The sequence below is a fragment of the Rhizobium acaciae genome, from assembly GCF_025941625.1.
GTDB classification, from domain to species: Bacteria; Pseudomonadota; Alphaproteobacteria; order Rhizobiales; family Rhizobiaceae; genus Rhizobium; species Rhizobium acaciae.
This window is the reverse complement of record NZ_JAPCZO010000029.1, coordinates 41,108-59,510: the sequence shown is the minus strand read 5'-3', so window position 1 is coordinate 59,510 and position 18,403 is coordinate 41,108. Positions and strand designations below refer to the sequence as shown.

Sequence of the window (18,403 nt, the reverse complement as noted above, 5' to 3'; positions counted from 1 at the left end):
TTGTCCTCCATTCGTTTTTTGAGCGCCGGCTGAATGCCTGGCTGCTTCAAGGACGTAGCATGGAAGCGTGATCCGACAGTGTCGGCCGAAATTTTTCGGCGAACCAAATTTTTCAGCGAAAAGGTGATCAGAGATCGATGATGGTGCCGCGGCCGTCGTTCCACACACGCATCTCCGGCTTACCGTTATTTGCCTTAGCGCGGACCGGAGCGGGCTTCATCTTCATCGAAAGCGCGCGTCCGACCATGAGCACGGTCAGGATGCCGCCGACGGCGAGCGTCACCGAGAAGGTGAAAAGCAGCATGGCCACGAAAACGGTGGCGCCGGCAAGCATGAGGAAGATGGAGCGAATGTTCTGCATGTTAGAGACCTTTCTTCGGAAAGGAATGTGGTCCTTCTCCTTCCTCTCTGCAAGGCAAGCATGGCTTTTTGTTGTTCTGCTAGATGTCTGGGGGCGGGCTGCTTGCTTCGGCTTTCAAAGCTTGGCACTAATTCGCCATGAGCCGAAACCCCACGACCCGCTCCATCCGCCTGCGCCGTTCGGTGCTGAGCGTGCCTGCCATCAATCCCCGCGCCCTCGAAAAAACCCATGCGGTCGATTGCGATGCGGTGATCTTCGATCTCGAGGATTCCGTGGCGCCGGAAAAGAAGGCGGAAGCGCGGGAAAACCTGAGGAATTTTTTTTCGGCTCGGCCGCTCCAAGGCAAGGAGCGGATCATCCGCATCAACAGTCTATCCACCGATTTCGGCCTGGCGGACATGGAGCTGGTGACGGCGCTTGGTCCCGATGCCGTGCTGCTGCCGAAGGTCGACGAGCCGCAGGATGTCATGGCGCTCAGTGACCTTCTCTCCGAGGCCGATGCACCTGATGATCTGCGCATCTGGGCGATGATCGAGACACCGCGCGGCATCCTCAATGCGGCTGGTATCGCCGAAGCCGGGCGCACGCCGGGCTCACGGCTCGATTGTCTCGTCGTCGGGCTCAACGACCTGCGCAAGGAAACCGGCGTGCTGCCGCAGCCGGGGCGGAGCTATCTCGTGCCGTGGCTGATGCAGGTCGTCCTTGCGGTCAGTGCCTATGGGCTCGATGCGATCGACAGCGTCTTCAACGATTTCAGGGACGAACAGGGTTTCGATGCCGAATGTCTGCAGGGCCGGGCCATGGGCTTTGCCGGCAAGATGCTGATCCATCCGGCGCAGATCGAGCCCGCCAACCGCCATTTCGGCCCGGATCCGGCAGCGATTGCGGAAGCGGAGGCGATCATATCAGCCTTTGCCGACCCTGCTTCCGATGGGCTGAACGTCATCAATGCAGGCGGGCGGATGGTCGAGCGGCTGCATCTTGTCCAGGCGGAAAGTCTGGTCCATAAAGCGCGCCTGATCGCAGCCCGCCAGGCTGCAGTACGAAAGACGATGTGATGAAACTCTACCGCTTCCTGACCGGTCCCGACGATGCTTCCTTCTGCCATAAGGTCACCGCCGCCCTCAACAAGGGCTGGTCGCTGGAGGGTTCGCCGAGCTATGCTTTCAATGCTGCAACCGGTGCGATGCAGTGCGGCCAGGCCGTCGTCAAGCAGGTCGAAGGCAAGGACTACGATCCTGAGATGAAGCTCTCCGAGCAGTGAGGTTTTAGCGCATAACCCCGAAAATCGTAATCGATTTTCGGGGTTATGCGTGATTGAAAGTGATAGAGCGTCCTTAGCGTGTCCTTGGACGCGCGGCGCTCTATCGCTCGGCGGCTTCCTCGGCGCTTGCCTCGATCCGCTCCATGTCATCGTCGCTCAGCCCGAAATGGTGGCCGATCTCGTGGATCAGGACGTGGGTGATGATATCGCCGAGCGTCTCGTCGTTCTCGGCCCAGTAGTCGAGAATGGGACGGCGGTAGAGGCGGATGCGGTTCGGCATCTCGCCGGTTTCCACCGTGAAACGTTCGGAAATGCCCCTGCCCTCGAAAAGGCCGAGCAGATCGAAAGGGGTTTCCAGCGCCATGTCCTCGAAAACGTCGTCATCGGGGAAATCTTCGATCTCGATCGTGAGGTTGGTCGTCAGCTGGCGGAATTCATCCGGGAGATGGCTGTAGGCCTCCATCGCTAGCGACTCGAAGGCGCTGATCGTCGGCGCATGGCGATCGCGCCAATCATCGCTCTGGTCTATGCGGGCCATGAATATTCCTTCCTTTGCGGGCCCATATAGAACCTTTATCGCCGATTTTCGAGTGCGGAATCAAAGGCAGGAATATTTTCATAGAAAATGGCCGTTGACTCTTCATTAGCTCTCTGGAATCTATAAGAACATAACAGGAACAAGACGGATCGGAGAACGCCATGGCGCAGCACGCCCTGGCGCGCGAGCGGCTTTTTGCGCTCCGCGAAACCATCGCCAGACTGGAGGGAAGGCCCGCGCCGGCGCTTGCCGCAGCGGAACGGGAAGCCCTGGCGGAAGGACGTAAGCCCCGCCAGGAGCGCACGCTGCCGCCCCTGCCGTTTGGGGCGGAGTTTCTCGACGGGACGCTGGAAGGCGGCCTGCCGCTCGATGCGATCACCGAATTCCGTTCCGCTCTGTCTCGCGATGCTGGTGCTGCAAGCGGGCTGGCGATGGCTGTTGCCGCGCGACTGCAAAAACGGGAGGCGGATGCCGGCCGCCTTCTGCCGTTGCTCTGGATCGGCGATGCCGTCGGCACGCTGGAGGCCGGCCGTCCCTATGCTCCCGGGCTTCGGGATTTCGGACTGAGCCCGGAGCGGTTTCTCCATGCGGCGCCGCGTAAGCTGGACGAGGCGCTCTGGCTGGCGGAGGTGGCGGTGGAAAGCGCTGCCTTCTCGGCCGTCATCTTCGAAGTGCGGGGCAATCCCGTCCATTTCGGCCTGACCGAAAGCCGCCGGCTCAGTCTCAGGGCGCATGCTGCCCGCCGTCCGCTCTTTCTTGTCCGTCAAGCCGGAGGGGAGGAGGCAAGCAGTGCGGCCTTGCGTCTGCTTGTCGAACCGGCCCCGTCCGCTCTGCGGTCGTTGCCGGATGGATCGACACTTTCCGGCGGCATCGGCAATCCGATTTTCCGTCTCACACTGGAGAAGAGCCGAAATCCGGCCCCGCTCTCCTTTCTTCTGGAGTGGAATCCTCATGAACGCGAATTTCTCCCTGTCGCCGAACCAAACCTCGTTCGTCCCCCAGGCGAACAGTCAGCGCATTCTGGCGCTCAGCTTCCCACATCTGCCAACGGACCGCATCGCCCGCAAGCGATGGGGGCTCTCTTGGCGTTCGAAAGGGCGTCCTGAGACGCCGCCTATCGTCTGTTCCGGCAAGCTCAACAATGCCATGCGGCTGACGGCACTGGACGAGTTGGCCGAAAGGCTGGGGCTGAAGAAGGAGCTGGGCGTTGCCGAAGCGCGCGCCATGTACCCGATGCTCGATGTCGCGGAAGAGGATCCGGCGGCCGACCGCCGGTTGCTGGAGGCAATTGCCGACTGGTGCGACCGTTATACGCCGCTGGTGGCGTTCGACGGCAAGGACGGCCTGTTTCTCGACATTAGCGGCTGCGCTCATCTTTTCGGCGGTGAAAAGGCGCTTCTTAGGGATGTGCTGTCGCGGCTTTTTCATATGGGGTTCGATGCCCGCGGTGCGATCTCATCGTCACCCGGCCTTTCCTGGGCCGCGTCCCGCTTCGGGCAAGGCGGCGTGATCGAGGACGAAGAGACGGAACATGTGCTGGTGTCCTTGCCGGTTGCAGCCTTGCGGCTGGAAGGACAAACCGTCGATGCCCTGAAGAAGCTCGGTCTGAAATATATCGGCGACGTCATCGATGCACCGCGAGCGCCGCTGACCCGCCGGTTCGGCCCGGAGCTGCTTCTGCGTCTCGACCAGGCGCTGGGACGTGAAGAGGAGCCGGTCTCGCCCCGGCGTCCTGTTGCCAGCCTCTCGGCCGAAAGCCGGCTGATCGAGCCCATCGGGACGGAAGAGCAGATCCTTGCCGTCACCAGGCAGGTCGCCTTATCGCTGCAGCCGTCGCTGGAGGCGCGGGGGGCTGGCGGGCGGGTGTTCGAACTGGTCCTGTTCCGCGTCGACGGCAGGGTCTTTCGTATCTCCGTCGGCGCTTCGCAGCCGCTTCGCGAACCAAAGTTCATCGCCGGGCTTTTTTCCGAGCGATTGCAGGCGGTCTATGACGATCTCGATGCCGGCTATGGTTTCGAGATCCTGCGGTTGAATGTGTTGCGGCACGATCCTTTCAACGAGGCGCAGGGTGATTTCGAGGGCGACCGTCAGGGAGAGGTCTCGCTTTCGGCCTTCGTCGACCGGGTCTCGGCCCGGCTTGGTGCGGATTGCCTGCAAAGCTTCCAGCTCCGCGAGAGCCATGTGCCGGAACGCGCCGTCATCACGGTTCCTGTGATGGAGAGCCTTCCCAGGCGGAAGGCGGCGCAGGACATTCCTCTTCCTTTCCGCGAAGAGCGCCCGCTGCGGCTCTTTGCAACGCCGGAGCCGGTCGAGATCATGCTTGCCGAAGTGCCCGATGGTCCGCCGCAGATCTTCCGCTGGCGGCGCATGCAGCATCAGGTGGCAAGAAGCGAAGGGCCGGAACGGATTGCCATGGAATGGTGGATCGATGGAAATGACGCCGAGGCGCGTGACTATTTCCGCATCGAGGATGAGACCGGACATCGTTTCTGGATCTATCGGCGGGGCTTTTATGGTCAGGCGCTTGATCCTCGCTGGTTCATGCATGGCGTGTTCGCATGACAACCGCGCGCGCATTCTTCGAGATCGGCACAAGGACGAACTTCTCGTTTCTTGAAGGCGCCTCTGGCCCCGAGGAGATGATCGTGCAGGCTGCTCGTCTACGGCTCGGCGGTCTCGGCATTGCGGACCGGAATTCAGTTGCCGGCGTGGTGCGGGCGCATGCGCAGGCGGAGCAGCTTGAGGAGAGATACAAGAACAGAGATGAGATTCTGGCCCAAGCGAAGAAGGAAGGAAAAGAGGAGGAGATCCTCGATCCTATCCGGATTCAGCCGGGCGCCCGTCTCGTCTTTTCCGACGGAACGCCTAATATCCTCGCCTATCCCCGTAACCGGCGGGGCTGGGCGAACCTTTGCCGTCTTCTGAGCGCCGGCAATCTGAAGGAGGAAGCGGTCAAGGGAAGCTGCATTCTGACGGAAGCGGAACTCATGGAATGGGGAGACGAGATGATGCTTGCCCTCGTTCCGGATCGCACCCTCGTCGATCATCAGGCAGCTCAGTCGACGCTGGAAGATTATCTGGAACGCTTTCGCAGACGCTTCCGCAAGGCTTTTTTTATGGCGCTGGCGCCAGCCTATGACGGTCGCGACAGGCAGGTCTTTGCGGTGCTTGCCATGCTTGGTGCCCGAAATCGCGTGCCGCTGATTGCTACCAACCAGCCGCTTTACCATCATCCCGAGCGCCGGCCGCTTTCGGATGTCGTGATCGCGATCCGAGAGCACGTGCAGATAGCGCAAGCCGGATTCCTGCTTGCGCCGAATGCTGAGCGCTACCTCAAGGATTCACGTGAAATGGTCCGGATCTTCCGGGATTATCCTGATGCGGTCGGGAATACGCAGGTATTTTTCGACAGCTTGACCTTTTCGCTGAAGGAACTGGAGCACAATTATCCGCCAGAAAACGATCCCGGCGAAACGCCGCAGGAGACACTCGAAAGGCTGACGAGAGCGGGAGCGGCAAGACGCTATCCCAAGGGTATCCCGCCCAAGGTGGCGCCACAGATCGAGTATGAACTCGATCTCATTAAAAAAAAGAAATATGCCTCTTATTTCCTGACGGTTCACAGGATCATTCAGCATGCCCGCTATGAACTCAAGGTCTTGTGCCAGGGGCGCGGATCGGCGGCAAATTCGGTCATCTGCTATTGCCTTGAGATAACGGAAGTCGATCCTCAAAAAAGCACACTGCTCTTCGACCGCTTCATTTCTATGGACCGCGACGAACCGCCGGATATCGATGTCGATTTCGAGCATGATCGGCGTGAAGAGGTCATCCAGTTCATCTACAAAACCTACAAAAAAGAACATGCCGGGCTGACGGCAGGGGTGACCACCTACCGCACCCGCTCGGCGGGCCGCGAGGTCTCCAAGGCCTTCGGGCTGTCGGAGGATGTCCAGTCGGCGATCAGCAGCCTCGTCTGGGGCTGGTCGGAGGACAATCTTTCCGAACGGGATGCAAAAGCGGCGGGCCTCGACATCAAAGATCCGGTGACGCAGAACGTGCTGAAATATGCCTCCGAACTTCTCGGCTTCCCGCGTCACCTCACCCAGCATGTCGGCGGCTTTGTCATTACGCGGGACAGGCTCGACGAGGTGGTGCCGATCATGAAGACGGCGATGCCGGATCGCTACATGATCGAGTGGGACAAGGACGACCTCGACAACGTCAAGATCCTCAAGGTGGATGTGCTGGCGCTCGGGATGCTGACCTGCCTGCGGAAGGCCTTCTCGCTGCTTGAATTGCATTACGACGTGAAGAAGACGCTCGCAGACCTCGGCAACAAGGAGCATGGGGACGAAGGCGAGCCGGTTTACGAGATGATGGGTCGGGCCGATACGCTCGGTGTCTTCCAGATCGAAAGCCGGGCGCAGATGAGCATGCTGCCGCGTCTGAAGCCGAAGGTGTTCTACGATCTCGTCATCGAGGTGGCGATCGTGCGGCCAGGACCGATCCAGGGCGACATGGTGCATCCCTATCTGAAGCGCCGTGAGCAGCGGGCCAAGAACATTCCGATCAAATATCCGAGCAAGGAGCTGGAAACGGTTCTGCAAAGAACTCTCGGCGTGCCCTTGTTCCAGGAGCAGGCCATGCAGATCGCCATTACCGCCGCAGGCTTCGAACCGGCGGAAGCCGACAAGCTTCGCAGAGCGATGGCGACGTTCAAGAGAACGGGAACGATCGGCAACTTCGAAAAGCGGTTCATCGAGGGAATGGTCTCAAGGGATTATGATCCCGAGTTCGCGAAGCAATGCTTCAACCAGATCAAAGGCTTCGGCGAATATGGTTTTCCGGAAAGCCATGCCGCCTCTTTCGCGCTGCTCGTCTATGCCTCCTCATGGCTCAAGGCCTATTATCCCGATGTCTTCTGCGCGGCGATGCTGAACTCCCAGCCGATGGGCTTTTATGCACCGGCGCAGCTGGTGCGGGATGCACGCGAGCACGGGGTAAGAATCTTGCCGGTCGATATCAATGAATCGAACTGGGATTGCGATCTGGAAGAGGCCGCTTTCGATCGGAATGCCGTCGATTTTCGACATCATGAGATGCGCGAGATCATCAAGACCCGGCATGCGGTGCGGCTCGGCTTCCGGCAGATCAAGGGTCTCTCGACAGACGATATGGAACGGCTCGTCAGCCATCGAGGCGAAGGCTACAGCTCGGTGCGGGATCTCTGGCTGCGGTCCGGTCTGCAGAAGTCGGTCATCGAGCGACTGGCGGATGCCGATGCGTTTCAATCCCTCAAACTGTCACGACGCGAGGCGCTCTGGGCAGTGCGGGCGCTGGATGTGAAGAGTGCTACTGAGGAGCTGCCGCTTTTCGAGCAGGTCCGTCATGTCGACCTCCAGGCCGAGCCTGTAGCGAAGCTGCCGGAAATGCTGCCCGGAGAGCAGGTCATCGAGGACTATCGTTATCTCTCACTGTCGCTGAAGGCGCACCCCGTCTCCTTCCTGCGCGAGGAATTGCGCAAGGCCGGCATCACGCGCAATGTCGATCTGTTGAAGGTCGCGAACGGAAAGCGGGTGACGATCGCGGGCCTCGTGCTGGTGCGCCAGCGGCCAGGTTCGGCCAAAGGTGTGATCTTCATGACGCTGGAAGACGAGACCGGTGTGGCCAATGTGATCGTCTGGTCGAAAATGTTCGACAAATACCGGTCGGTCGTGATGGGCGCCCGGCTGGTGAAAGTCCGCGGCAGGCTGCAAAGCCAGAGCGGGGTGATCCATACCGTCGTCGAGCATATCGAGGACATGACGCCGGCGCTCGGTATCCTGCAACGCGAGGCCAGGCGTTTCGGCGTCTGCGAGCGGGCAGACGAGGTGCTGAGGCCGGGCGTCGATCAGCGGCAGAAAAAGCTTGTAAATGTGCAGGAGAGGGCCGAGCTGGAAAAACGGATGGTTGCCACAGGCCGCCATGCGGGCGCGACGGAAACCGCTGAGGTGATGCCGCGCGGACGCAACTTTCATTAAAAATGCATTGCACCGATCAAGACCATGCGGCGCGCCTTCATTTGCCTTATGGCGTCATCATCCTGAAACCGCTGCATAATCTCGGACGACATGCATGAAGGCCTCACCGGACACCGCTGTTCAATGATGTGGGACTCGAATTTTTTCTTGACAGCCACCATCTTCTTTAGCAGAAAACACGATAGTCAGTGTCATGTTTGGAATGAAGACGTGCTCGTCTGCAGCTGCAACTATATAACCGATAAGGAAATCCGGGAGGTTATCACCAGCCTTCTCGATGAAGACTGTTGGCAGCTTATCGTGCCTGCGAAGGTCTATCACGCCATGGAAAAGCGCGGCCGCTGCTGCGGCTGTTTCCCCAACGTCGTCGACATCATTATCCAGACGACCGAAGAATATCACGCCCGTCGCCACTCGACGGAGACCGAAATATTTGATTTCATGTCCCGCTTGAAACAATTCCATGAGGAAAACAGGAGAGCGGACATTGAAAGGCGACAAAAAGGTCATCGAGCGGCTTAACGAGGCGTTGTTCCTCGAACTCGGTGCGGTCAACCAATACTGGGTTCATTATCGTCTTCTTGAGGACTGGGGATACACCAAGCTCGCCAAGAAGGAGCGCGCCGAATCCATCGAAGAGATGCACCATGCCGACCGGCTTGTTGCGCGCATCATCTTCCTCGAAGGCCATCCCAATCTGCAGACCCTTGCACCTCTGCGCATCGGCCAGAACGTCAAGGAAGTTCTGGAAGCCGATCTTGCCGGCGAGTACGACGCCCGCGCGGCCTACAAAAAGTCGCGCGATATCTGTCATGACGCCGGTGACTATGTTTCCATGAAACTTTTCGAGGAGCTGCTGGCGGACGAGGAAGGTCATATCGACTTCCTCGAAACACAGATCGACCTGCTCGAGAAAATCGGCGAGAGCAAATACGGCCAGCTCAACGCCGATTCCGCCAACGAAGCCGAATAATATTCGAACGAGATGCCGGCCGCCCATGGCGGCCGGTGTGCCGGATCTGAGCGCAAACGGAGGCGGTCATCCTGCCGTGATCAGTCTTCCGATTGAAGTGTTTCCAAATGCTGGAACTCGGCCACCACCTTGTCGTAGACGGCGCGCTTGAAGGGCACGATCAGCTCCGGCAGTTGCCGCATCGGCTTCCATTCCCAGGCATCGAATTCCGGCTCGTGCCCACCAGGCGGCGGGTTGATGGCGATCTCGTTGTCGTCGCCGTCGAAGCGGAAGGCGAACCAGCGCTGTGTCTGGCCGCGGAATTTTCCTCTCAGCCCGATGCCGATCAGTGCCGGCGGCAAATCATAGTTGATCCAGTCTCTCGCTTCGGCAAGCAGGGTCACCGTCTTGATGCCGGTCTCCTCGTAGAGCTCGCGATAGGCGGCGTCCAATGGATCCTCGCCCTTGTCGATGCCTCCCTGCGGCATCTGCCAGAGCTGTGGGGAGCCGTCATATTCGGAATTGCCGTCGGAGATGCGTCTTCCCGCCCAGACGAGGCCATCGCGGTTCAGGATCATCACGCCGACGCAGGGGCGGTAGGGCAGATCCTCGGCCTTCACGGTCGCCTGGCTCATCTTCTTCTCCGTTCTGGGATTCTTCTCAAGGATTCCGGGGGTCGTTGGAAAGGGCGGCAACGCCGACGATCTCGATGCCGCGCATCGCCGCCTCCTCGCTCCATTTGGCGATAGCGTCAACGCTCTCATCGAAAGCCGAGGCGACGCCGATCGCCTGGCCGTTCTTGCGGGCGATACGCTCGAGCTCGTCGAGCTTCTTCAGGACGGCGTTGATATCGAGCTGGCCGTCGAGCTGCAGGTCGGCGAAGGCATAGGGCAGTTCGGTTCCCTTGGCGATCGCCGCCGTCTTCGACTGCGCCGATGTGCCGTCGTCGAGAAACAGCAACCCGCGCTTGCCGATATCGCGCATGACAGGTTCCATGGCGGCCGGATCAGACAGGAAACGGCCGCCGAGATAATTCATGACGCCGGTATAGTTGGTGATCTCGCCCATCGCCTTGTGCAGGTTCTCGATGTTGCGGGCGGCCGGTTTCGTGGTCAGCAGCGTTTCGGGGCCTGGATCGTTCGCCGGGTAATCAAAGGGCTCGAGCGGCACTTGCAAAAGAATCTCGTGACCGCCGCGGCGGGCTTCCTGCATCCAGCGCTGCAGGCTGTTGCCGCTTGCGGCAAAAGCAAAGGTGATCTCTTCCGGCAATTCCGCGATGGCGCGCTGCGTTCCGGTCTGGCTGAGCCCGAGGCCGCTGACGACGATGGCGATGCGGACGCCGCGCGTGCCGGACGAGGGACGCGCATATTGATCCATCGGCCGCCGGCCATCGGGGCCGACGATCGGCAGCCTGCCAAAGCGCGTCTCTTCGAGCAGCGCATCATTGGGCTGGGCTGCCATGCGCGGATCCTGGCCGATCTGCATGGCGTCAACCAGCACCGGTCCGCTACCGTCGCGCGGGCGGGGGCTGTATTTGGTGACGACCGAGCCGTCGCCGGTGACCATCTGCTCGACATTGGCGCCCGAGCGCGGGTCGGCGCGGGGCATGCCATCCGCCGCTTGGCCCGTGGTGGCCGTCGGCGGCTGAGGCGCATTGGCAGGGGGTGTTGTGGCTTGTTCGGCCGCTGGCGGTTTGGTGCGTTCGAGCCCATCGCCGCGAAATGCCGTATAGAGGGAAAAGCCGCCTATCGCGAAAAGGCAAAGGCTGGCGGCGATGCGGCCCAGGCGCAGAATGCCCGGACGCCGGCTGCCGGCTTTGCGGTTGCGGCCCAAAGGCGCATGCAGGTCCGTTCCCAATTTTTCGCCCGCTCCAAAACCGGGAAACAGCAGAAAGGGTCAAGGCCGGGCGAGTGCCCGGCCTTGAGTTGATCGATCACTTGGCGACGACGGCCTTGTCCGGGTTCGGCGGGAAGGCCGGATCGGTCTTCTTGCCGCGCAGAAGGTCGAGCGCGTAGTTCAGCTGAACGTCGTCCTTCGGGTCCGGCGGAACGTAGGCAACGGAGCCTGAACCTTCGTCCGTCTCGCTCTGGCCCTTGATGTGGCCGCGCAGGCTGGATTCGCCTTCGGTCACCATCTTGCCCTGCAGTTCCTCCGGCAGCGGCTCCTCGACCTTGATGTCGGGAGTGATGCCGGTACCCTGGATCGAGCGGCCCGACGGTGTGTAGTAGAGCGCCGTGGTCAGGCGCAGCGCGCCGTTTTCACCGAGCGGGATGATCGTCTGGACGGAGCCCTTGCCGAAGGAGCGCGTGCCGAGAACGGTGGCACGGCGCAGATCCTGAAGAGCGCCAGCGACGATTTCCGATGCGGAAGCCGAACCGCCGTTGATCAGCACGATCACCGGCTTGCCATCCGTCAGATCGCCCGGGCCTGCATTGAAGCGGCGGGTTTCATCCGGATTGCGGCCGCGGGTCGAAACGACTTCGCCACGCTGGAGCAGGGCATCGGACACGTTGATCGCCTGGTCTAGCAGACCGCCCGGATTGAGGCGCAGGTCGAGAACATAGCCCTTCAGCTTGTCGGCCGGAACGGTGTCCTTGATCTTCTTGATCGCCTTTTCCATGTCAGGATAGGTCTTCTCGGTGAAGGAAATGATGCGGAGATAACCGACATCGTCCTCGACACGCGACTTGACTGCCTGGACGGCGACGACGTCACGGACGATCGTCAGCTCGATCGGCTTGTCGGCACCCTTGCGGATCAGCGTTAGCTTGATCGGCGTGTTGACGGCGCCGCGCATCTTCTCGACGGCGTCTTCCAGCTTCAGGCCGCGCACGGACTGGCCGTCGATCTCGGAGATGTAATCGCCGGCGAGAACGCCGGCCTTGGCGGCGGGCGTATCGTCGATCGGGGTGATGACCTTGACGAGTTCGTCTTCCATCGTGACTTCGATGCCGAGGCCGCCGAACTCACCCTTCGTCTGGGTGCGCATGTCTTCGGCGTCCTTCGCATTCATATAGCTCGAATGCGGATCGAGCGAGGAGAGCATGCCGTTGATGGCGTTCTCGATCAGCTTGTCTTCCGCAGGCGGCGTCACATATTGCGCACGCACACGCTCGAAGACATCTCCGAAAACCGAAAGTTCCTTGTAGGTCGAGGATCCGGCCGCTTCTGCCGGCACACCCGCCGAGTAAATGACGCTCATTGCGGTCGCACCCATCAATGCGCCGACCAGAACAAGAGAAGCCCTACGAATCATTGCGTGCCTTTCCAGTGTCTTTGGCGGTCCACCACGGCCGGGAATCGACCGGTTTACCGTCCTTTCGAAATTCAATGTAAAGCGTTGGCCGGTTCGTTTCCAGCGCCAATGCAGTTGCGCTTGCCACTCTTTTCGCGCCCATCACGGCAAGCGGCTCGCCGGAGAAAACAAATTTTCCCTGACGGGTATTGATCGTATCCATTCCCGAGAGAACCAGGTGGTATCCATCGCCCGCGTCGAGGATGATCATCTGGCCGTAACTGCGGAATGCGCCGGCGAAAACCACCAGACCATCCGCAGGCGCCGTCACCACTGTCTCTGGATTGGTGGCGACCGTCATTCCCATGGCCTCGTGCCCGGTGCCGTCGGCATCGCCGAACTGGCGCAGGATATCGCCCGTAACGGGCACCTCCAATTTCGCCTTCAATTCTCCGAAGGGATATGCGGGCGCAATGCGGTTTTTATCGGGCACGCCGTTGTCGGCAAGTGCCTTGGCCTGGGCGCGCTGCTCGTCCGTCAGGAGCTTGCGGTTTTCCTCCGCCTGACGGGCGGCAGCGGCGGCATCCCGCACCGAAGCGATCTCGGATTCCATCGAGGCGACCAGGCCTTCAAGGCTGGTCGCTTTGCCCGCCAGCTCCTCGGAACGTTTCCTTTCGGCCTCGAGTTCGGCGGCGTTGCTGCGGCTGAGCTTGTCGTTTTCGGCAAGCAGCAGGTCCATGCGCCGCTCTTCCTCGATGCCATCAGTCATCGTCCCGGTCAGCGAGGCCTTCTCGGCGGCACTTGCGGTCTGCAATGCGGCGAGGCTTGCGAGGTCTGCCGCAAGCTTGTCGGTCTCCTTGCGGATGCCGGGCACGACGGCACCGAGCAGAATGGCGCTGCGCACGGAGGCGAGCGCATCATCGGGGGTAACGAGCAAAGCGGGCGGCGGGTTGCGGCCCATGCGCTGGAGCGCTGCCAGCACCTCGGCCAGCAGGCCGCGGCGCTCGTGCAGGGAACGGCGGATGCCATCCTCCTTGACGCCGAGATCGGCAAGCTTCTTCTCGCTTTCGAGGATTTGCTTTTCGAGCGTCTTGCGGCGGGCAGCGGAATCGATCAGTGCCCGGCGGATGCTTTCCGTGCTCTTTTCGAGATCGGCGATGCTTTGCTGAAGCGCGCTTACCTTGTCGGTGGAGAGGTTGATCGTCTTCGACAGGGTTTCGAGTTCGGCACGGGTCTGGTCACGCTTGGCGGCAAGTTCGGCCGCCGGATCGGGCGGCGGCGGCTCGGCTGCCGGCTGCGGTGCAGATTGTGCCGCCTCGGGCGCGGCATCTTGCGCCCGGACGATGAACGGATTTGCCGACATGACAATCACCGCTACACCGACGCCGGCCGCGATAGCCGGCAGGATCATGCGGTGTCGCCTGGTGGATGCTCTCGTCATGCGGGTTGGGGCACTTTCTCAAATCGCGCGGAGACTAAGCTGATTTGGTACGCTTTGCCAGAAAGTTTGAAGGAGAACGGGCTGCCTAGCAAAACACGGCTGCGTGACATTGCGATTGCCACATCAGGCCGACGCGGCCTCAGACGCGGTGATAGGGGTGGCCGGACAGGATGGTGACGGCACGATAGAGCTGTTCGGCGATCAGTGTGCGCACGAGCTGATGCGGCCAGGTCATCCTGCCCAGGCACAGCGTGGTATCGGCACGGTCGTAAAGCGAGGGATCGAGGCCGTCGGCGCCGCCGATCGCGATGGTCAGCTCGCGTTTACCCTGGTCGCGATAGGAGCCGAGCAGGTTTGCGAAGGCTTCGCTGTCGAGCGCCTTGCCGCGTTCATCGAGAAGAATGAGGATGCTGCCATCGGCAAGCGATTTCAGAAGCATCGCCGCCTCTTCGCGCTTGCGGGTCTCCGCATTGGAGGCCCGGCTTTCGGCAACTTCGGCAACACGGGTCAATTCGAGACCGACGGCAGGGCCGGCCTTGGCAAAACGGTCGAAATAACGGGAGGCAAGATCCTTTTCCGGGCCGGACTTCAGCCGTCCCACCGCAAAAAGACCTATTCGCATTCATCCGCTCCCGCTCATGCGGCACATCGGGCGCACGCTACGCCACCGGCCGGCTTATCTGTTTGCCGGCCAGCCAATGCCACGTCTCAGGCGCCGGACAGAATGCCGGCTCGCCTGTCAGTGCCGTGTTTCTTCATCCATATCCGGAGCCGCCCACATCTTTTCGATGTTGTAGAACTCGCGGATTTCGGGACGGAACACATGCACGATAATGTCACCAGTGTCGATCAGGACCCAATCACCGCCCTCTTGACCTTCGACGCGGGCCGTACCGAGGCCGTCGTCCTTAAGGTCGGTAAGCAGGTGATCCGAGATCGCCATGACATGCCTGTTCGAGCGGCCGGAGACGACGATCATGTAGTCTCCCAGCGCCGATTTTCCGGCAATGTCGATGGTGACGATATCTTCAGCTTTGGAGTCCTCGAGGCTGGCGAGGACGGTTTCTAGGGCACGGGCGGCGGCATCGGCGCCACGTTCCGCACTCTTCGGGATAACGGCGAGCGTTTTTCCCTTGGCGTGTACTGTTGTCAGTGCTTTCCCTTTCCTGGAATGACAAACTATGCACAACACAGATCCGATCACGACCGGATCATGGTTAAGATAGGCATCAAACCATTAATGTTTCAAGACATGCTAAGGTACAGAACGGTCGAAAATCCGATCTGCCGTTCGAATTGAAGTATTTGACCGCTCGGGGCGGCCTCGTGCGGGCGGTGTACAGTTTCCATGCCGCAGCGTAAAGTGCGGCAAATTCCACGATCTCCAGATTCAATGACCGACTCAGCCGCAAAAACACTCGTGCCCGTCCTGCGAATCAGCTTCCCGGAGGAGGATCGCCTCGGCCATGGCAAGATGGAACTGCTGGAGCATATCCGCCAGACCGGATCGATCTCGGCCGCCGGGCGGGCGATGGACATGTCCTATCGTCGGGCGTGGCTGCTGGTCAGCGAGATGAACCGGATGTTCAACGAACAGGTGGTGGAATCGCAGCGCGGCGGGCAGAAGGGCGGCGGCGCGGCGCTGACGCCGTTCGGCGAGGAATTGCTCGGGCGTTTCCGCCGGATGGAAAGGACGATGCGCGCGAGCCTTGCCGAAGATCTCGCCTGGCTCGAGGCCAAGCGCAACCTGCAACAGGGCGAGCGCAGCTGATCAGGCCTCCAGCGCAACTGTCTTGATGACGGCGAAGACCGCCCTTCCCTGTCGAAGATCCAGACGTTCGCAGGACAATGTCGTGATCCGGGAAAGAATGATATCGCCGCCGCAATCGAGCCGGATTTCTACCGTTCCGTCCTCAGTCGACGAGATCCCGTCTATCCTTGCTTCCAGGATATTCAACGCGCTGAGCCCCTCGGGCCTTGCGGTCGCCAGCATGACATCGCGGGAGGGGATGCGGATGCGGACCGATTTGCCGGGCGCAAGAGCCGCGCCCGGAATATGGAGCTGGCACGATTTCAGCGCGACCGTCGATAGACGGTGCCGCGCATCGAAGCTTTCCACCGTGCCTTCCAGCAGTGCGCCTGCCTCCCGCCGGTCGGAGGAGGTGGAGGGGCGGCTCAATATGTCGATGGCGGGGCCTGTTGCTTCCACCTTGCCGTCCCGCATGACGACGACCTGGTTTGCCAGCCGCGCCACCTCGGCGATCGAGTGGCTGACATAGACGATCGGTATGTCGGTTTCGTCGCGCAATCGCTCGAGATAAGGCAGAATCTCCGCCTTGCGGGCATCATCGAGGGCGGCGAGCGGCTCGTCCATCAACAGCAGGCGGGGGGAGGAGAGAAGTGCGCGGCCGATGGCGACGCGCTGCTTCTCGCCGCCGGAAAGCTTCGCTGGACTGCGCTCCAGCAGCGTCTCAATGCCGAGCAGGTCGACGATGCGGTCGAAGCTCTCGCCGCGCGCCATTCTCGCCGCGAACCAGCGGCCGTAGGAGAGATTGGCGCGAACGCTGAGATGCGGGAAAAGCCGCGCCTCCTGGAAGACATAACCGAAGCAGCGGCGATGCTTCGGGACGAAGATGTCGGTTTCGGTTTCGGTCAAGACCTCGCCGTCGAGGACGACGCGGCCTTGGTCCGGGCGTGCGAGGCCGGCGACGATGCGGATCATCGAGGTCTTGCCGGAGCCGGAACGGCCGAACAGCGCGGTGACGCCGCGCTCGGAAGTGAAGGCGGCATCGAGCGAAAAGGCGCCGAGCCGCTGTTTTGCCTCGACTATCAACGTCATTCCGGATCGATCCTCCTGCCGGCGAGACGGGCGAGGAATTCGGAGGCGAGCAGGGCGGCCATCGAAATGACGATGGCGACAAGCGTCAGACGGAGCGCGCCAGCATCGCCGCCTGGCACCTGGGTGAAGGTGTAGATCGCCGCCGACAGCGTCTGGGTTTCGCCGGGAATGTTGGAGACAAAGGTGATCGTCGCGCCGAATTCGCCCATCGCCTTGGCAAAAGCGAGGATCATGCCGGCAATGATGCCGGGCAGGGTCAGTGGCAGGGTGATCGTCAGGAAGACCCAGACAGGGCCGGCGCCGAGCGTTCCGGCCGCCTCTTCCAGCTTGCGGTCGACCGCCTCGATCGACAGGCGGATGCTGCGCACCATCAGCGGAAAGGCCATGATGGCGCAGGCCAAGGCCGCGCCTGTCCAGCGGAAGGAGAGAACAATGCCGAAATACTGGTCGAGCAGGCTGCCGATCGGACCGCGGCGGCCAAACAGAATGAGGAGAAGGAAACCGGTGACGACCGGGGGCAGGATCAGCGGCAGGTGAACGACGCCGTTCAGCACCGACTTGCCCCAGAAGCGGCCGCGGGCAAGCAACAGGGCGACGAGGATGCCGAAGGGCAGGCTTGCCAACATGGCGACAATCGAGACGCGCAGGCTGAGCAGGATCGCCGTCCACTCCTCATTGCTCAAGCCCAGAGCGTCCAACAAGCGCTTCTATTCCTCTCAAAAATGAAGGCTCGCATATGCGAGCCGTTTGTTGACAAACTCGTTCTTTACTCGGCGTCATCCTCGGCCCTGTGCCGAGGATCTGCTGCCTATCCAAAATCGACCGGATGCAGATGCTCGGGACAAGCCCGAGCATGACGATAGAGTAGTTAGCGGTCGTCGTCAGCAGACTGAAGCATCGTGATGTGAGCCTCAAGTGAGGCGCTCATGTGCAGATCCGTAGTCACTTGAGGATGGTGAAACCCTGCGCCGTGAAGAAGGCGGCTGCCTTGTCGGATTTCAGGAAGTCGAGATAGGCTGATGCATCCGGGTTCTTGCTCTCGGCGAGGATTGCGATCGGATAGATGATCGGTGGATGGGACTCGGCGGGGAAGGTGCCGACGACAGTGACACCCTTATCGGCTGCCGCATCCGTCTGGTAGACGATGCCATAAGGCGCCTCGCCGCGGGAGACGAGGGCCAGGGCGGCGCGCACGCTTTCGCCGCCGGCGACCTTGGTTTCGACCGATTTCCAGACGCCGAGCTTTTCGAGCGCGGCCATGCCGTATTTGCCGGCGGGAACCGATTTCGGCTCACCCATGGCAAGCTTGCCGTCACCCAAAAGCCCGGCGAGATCGAAGCCTTGCTTGATCTCGACCGGTTTTGCCTTGGCCTTTTCGGCAACGAGCACAATCTTGTTGCCGAGCAGGTTGGAGCGAGTGTCGGCCTTGATCAGGCTCTTCTTGGCGAGATAATCCATCCAGTCGAGGTCGGCCGAGATGAAGACATCGGCAGGGGCCGCGTTTTCGATCTGTTTGGCCAGAGCGCCGCTCGCCGCATAGGATACGACGACTTCCTTGCCGCTTTCCTTCGTCCAGGCGGCATTGGCGGTGTCGAGCGCATCCTTGAGGCTCGCCGCCGCAAAGACGGTAAGTTTTTCGGCTGCGGCGGCAGGCGCCGGCAGCGCTGTCGCGCCAAGCCAGAGGGCCGAGATCGCAGCGGTTGCCAGTTTCATCCATTGGCGGCGGTTCTGCATAGTTCATTCCCGGAAG

Annotated in this window: 19 protein-coding genes; 8 read left to right on the top strand and 11 right to left on the bottom strand. The window is 61.1% G+C overall.

Translation table 11 applies throughout. The features are described from left to right. Nucleotides 1-127: 127 nt before the first annotated feature. Nucleotides 128-361 carry a hypothetical protein gene (locus tag OLZ32_RS33290; protein ID WP_003543980.1) on the bottom strand — a complete coding sequence of 78 codons (234 nt, stop codon included), beginning with the start codon at nucleotides 359-361 and terminating at the stop codon, nucleotides 128-130. 137 nt (nucleotides 362-498) lie between these two features. Between OLZ32_RS33290 and OLZ32_RS33285 the strand changes: the two genes are divergently transcribed. Together OLZ32_RS33285 and OLZ32_RS33280 are read left to right on the top strand one after the other, a co-directional pair. Continuing rightward, the gene (locus OLZ32_RS33285; protein ID WP_017989836.1) at nucleotides 499-1,419 is read left to right on the top strand and encodes an HpcH/HpaI aldolase/citrate lyase family protein; all 921 of its coding nucleotides are present in this window, start codon (nucleotides 499-501) and stop codon (nucleotides 1,417-1,419) included. After that, a complete protein-coding gene (locus OLZ32_RS33280; protein ID WP_003543976.1) occupies nucleotides 1,419-1,625 on the top strand; it encodes a DUF1737 domain-containing protein in 207 nt (68 codons plus the stop codon). The genes OLZ32_RS33285 and OLZ32_RS33280 overlap by 1 nt, the downstream gene beginning before the upstream one ends. A gap of 100 nt (nucleotides 1,626-1,725) precedes the next feature. Here OLZ32_RS33280 and OLZ32_RS33275 read toward each other — a convergent pair whose 3' ends face one another. Further along, nucleotides 1,726-2,163: a metallopeptidase family protein gene (locus OLZ32_RS33275; protein WP_003543974.1), complete on the bottom strand. Its 438-nt coding sequence runs from the start codon at nucleotides 2,161-2,163 to the stop codon at nucleotides 1,726-1,728. A 161-nt stretch (nucleotides 2,164-2,324) separates the two neighbouring features. Between OLZ32_RS33275 and OLZ32_RS33270 the strand changes: the two genes are divergently transcribed. The 5 genes from OLZ32_RS33270 (at nucleotide 2,325) to bfr (ending at nucleotide 9,159) form a co-directional block, all read left to right on the top strand. After that, a complete protein-coding gene (locus tag OLZ32_RS33270) occupies nucleotides 2,325-3,269 on the top strand; it encodes an ImuA family protein (RefSeq protein WP_264396445.1) in 945 nt (314 codons plus the stop codon). After that, nucleotides 3,181-4,725: a Y-family DNA polymerase gene (locus OLZ32_RS33265; protein WP_264396486.1), complete on the top strand. Its 1,545-nt coding sequence runs from the start codon at nucleotides 3,181-3,183 to the stop codon at nucleotides 4,723-4,725. Before OLZ32_RS33270 ends, OLZ32_RS33265 begins: the two co-directional genes overlap by 89 nt. Next, a complete protein-coding gene (locus OLZ32_RS33260; RefSeq protein WP_264424565.1) occupies nucleotides 4,722-8,186 on the top strand; it encodes an error-prone DNA polymerase in 3,465 nt (1,154 codons plus the stop codon). The genes OLZ32_RS33265 and OLZ32_RS33260 overlap by 4 nt, the downstream gene beginning before the upstream one ends. Nucleotides 8,187-8,309: 123 nt before the next feature. Further along, complete coding sequence (locus OLZ32_RS33255) at nucleotides 8,310-8,708, top strand: (2Fe-2S)-binding protein (RefSeq protein WP_264396443.1); 399 nt, start codon at nucleotides 8,310-8,312, stop codon at nucleotides 8,706-8,708. Further along, nucleotides 8,674-9,159, top strand: coding sequence for a bacterioferritin (bfr, locus tag OLZ32_RS33250; RefSeq protein WP_003543950.1), 486 nt, complete (start codon nucleotides 8,674-8,676; stop codon nucleotides 9,157-9,159). The genes OLZ32_RS33255 and bfr overlap by 35 nt, the downstream gene beginning before the upstream one ends. Nucleotides 9,160-9,239: 80 nt before the next feature. Here bfr and OLZ32_RS33245 read toward each other — a convergent pair whose 3' ends face one another. The 6 genes from OLZ32_RS33245 to rsfS all read right to left on the bottom strand — a co-directional run bounded on the left by OLZ32_RS33245 (nucleotide 9,240) and on the right by rsfS (nucleotide 14,997). Further along, a complete protein-coding gene (locus OLZ32_RS33245) occupies nucleotides 9,240-9,773 on the bottom strand; it encodes an RNA pyrophosphohydrolase (RefSeq protein WP_017989832.1) in 534 nt (177 codons plus the stop codon). Nucleotides 9,774-9,798: 25 nt separating this feature from the next. After that, nucleotides 9,799-10,995: a divergent polysaccharide deacetylase family protein gene (locus OLZ32_RS33240; protein ID WP_264424563.1), complete on the bottom strand. Its 1,197-nt coding sequence runs from the start codon at nucleotides 10,993-10,995 to the stop codon at nucleotides 9,799-9,801. Between the two features lie 76 nt (nucleotides 10,996-11,071). Continuing rightward, on the bottom strand, nucleotides 11,072-12,394 hold the full coding sequence (locus tag OLZ32_RS33235) for a S41 family peptidase (protein ID WP_003543943.1): 1,323 nt from the start codon (nucleotides 12,392-12,394) through the stop codon (nucleotides 11,072-11,074). Continuing rightward, on the bottom strand, nucleotides 12,384-13,784 hold the full coding sequence (locus OLZ32_RS33230; RefSeq protein ID WP_264424561.1) for a murein hydrolase activator EnvC family protein: 1,401 nt from the start codon (nucleotides 13,782-13,784) through the stop codon (nucleotides 12,384-12,386). Before OLZ32_RS33230 ends, OLZ32_RS33235 begins: the two co-directional genes overlap by 11 nt. A gap of 169 nt (nucleotides 13,785-13,953) precedes the next feature. Further along, nucleotides 13,954-14,436: a 23S rRNA (pseudouridine(1915)-N(3))-methyltransferase RlmH gene (rlmH, locus tag OLZ32_RS33225; protein WP_264424559.1), complete on the bottom strand. Its 483-nt coding sequence runs from the start codon at nucleotides 14,434-14,436 to the stop codon at nucleotides 13,954-13,956. Between the two features lie 117 nt (nucleotides 14,437-14,553). After that, complete coding sequence (rsfS, locus tag OLZ32_RS33220; protein WP_032984631.1) at nucleotides 14,554-14,997, bottom strand: ribosome silencing factor; 444 nt, start codon at nucleotides 14,995-14,997, stop codon at nucleotides 14,554-14,556. A gap of 210 nt (nucleotides 14,998-15,207) precedes the next feature. On the opposite strand from rsfS, the gene OLZ32_RS33215 reads away from it, so the two are divergent. Further along, complete coding sequence (locus tag OLZ32_RS33215) at nucleotides 15,208-15,585, top strand: winged helix-turn-helix domain-containing protein (RefSeq protein ID WP_003543932.1); 378 nt, start codon at nucleotides 15,208-15,210, stop codon at nucleotides 15,583-15,585. Here the strand turns inward: OLZ32_RS33215 and modC are convergent, their stop codons facing one another. From modC to modA, 3 genes are all read right to left on the bottom strand, one after another. Continuing rightward, a complete protein-coding gene (gene modC / locus OLZ32_RS33210; protein ID WP_017989827.1) occupies nucleotides 15,586-16,653 on the bottom strand; it encodes a molybdenum ABC transporter ATP-binding protein in 1,068 nt (355 codons plus the stop codon). Continuing rightward, nucleotides 16,650-17,351, bottom strand: a complete 702-nt coding sequence (gene modB / locus OLZ32_RS33205; RefSeq protein ID WP_026160057.1) for a molybdate ABC transporter permease subunit — start codon at nucleotides 17,349-17,351, stop codon at nucleotides 16,650-16,652. Before modB ends, modC begins: the two co-directional genes overlap by 4 nt. Nucleotides 17,352-17,595: 244 nt before the next feature. Continuing rightward, a complete protein-coding gene (gene modA, locus OLZ32_RS33200; protein ID WP_003543925.1) occupies nucleotides 17,596-18,387 on the bottom strand; it encodes a molybdate ABC transporter substrate-binding protein in 792 nt (263 codons plus the stop codon). Between the last annotated feature and the right edge of the window lie 16 nt (nucleotides 18,388-18,403).

What these genes read in the sequence shown, in the direction of transcription:
- OLZ32_RS33290 (WP_003543980.1), bottom strand. Translation starts at nt 361, where the DNA reads ATGCAGAACATTCGCTCCATCTTCCTCATGCTTGCCGGCGCCACCGTT.
- OLZ32_RS33285 (WP_017989836.1), top strand. Translation starts at nt 499, where the DNA reads ATGAGCCGAAACCCCACGACCCGCTCCATCCGCCTGCGCCGTTCGGTG.
- OLZ32_RS33280 (WP_003543976.1), top strand. Translation starts at nt 1,419, where the DNA reads ATGAAACTCTACCGCTTCCTGACCGGTCCCGACGATGCTTCCTTCTGC.
- OLZ32_RS33275 (WP_003543974.1), bottom strand. Translation starts at nt 2,163, where the DNA reads ATGGCCCGCATAGACCAGAGCGATGATTGGCGCGATCGCCATGCGCCG.
- OLZ32_RS33270 (WP_264396445.1), top strand. Translation starts at nt 2,325, where the DNA reads ATGGCGCAGCACGCCCTGGCGCGCGAGCGGCTTTTTGCGCTCCGCGAA.
- OLZ32_RS33260 (WP_264424565.1), top strand. Translation starts at nt 4,722, where the DNA reads ATGACAACCGCGCGCGCATTCTTCGAGATCGGCACAAGGACGAACTTC.
- OLZ32_RS33255 (WP_264396443.1), top strand. Translation starts at nt 8,310, where the DNA reads ATGATGTGGGACTCGAATTTTTTCTTGACAGCCACCATCTTCTTTAGC.
- OLZ32_RS33245 (WP_017989832.1), bottom strand. Translation starts at nt 9,773, where the DNA reads ATGAGCCAGGCGACCGTGAAGGCCGAGGATCTGCCCTACCGCCCCTGC.
- OLZ32_RS33235 (WP_003543943.1), bottom strand. Translation starts at nt 12,394, where the DNA reads ATGATTCGTAGGGCTTCTCTTGTTCTGGTCGGCGCATTGATGGGTGCG.
- OLZ32_RS33230 (WP_264424561.1), bottom strand. Translation starts at nt 13,784, where the DNA reads ATGATCCTGCCGGCTATCGCGGCCGGCGTCGGTGTAGCGGTGATTGTC.
- rlmH (WP_264424559.1), bottom strand. Translation starts at nt 14,436, where the DNA reads ATGCGAATAGGTCTTTTTGCGGTGGGACGGCTGAAGTCCGGCCCGGAA.
- OLZ32_RS33215 (WP_003543932.1), top strand. Translation starts at nt 15,208, where the DNA reads ATGACCGACTCAGCCGCAAAAACACTCGTGCCCGTCCTGCGAATCAGC.
- modC (WP_017989827.1), bottom strand. Translation starts at nt 16,653, where the DNA reads ATGACGTTGATAGTCGAGGCAAAACAGCGGCTCGGCGCCTTTTCGCTC.
- modA (WP_003543925.1), bottom strand. Translation starts at nt 18,387, where the DNA reads ATGCAGAACCGCCGCCAATGGATGAAACTGGCAACCGCTGCGATCTCG.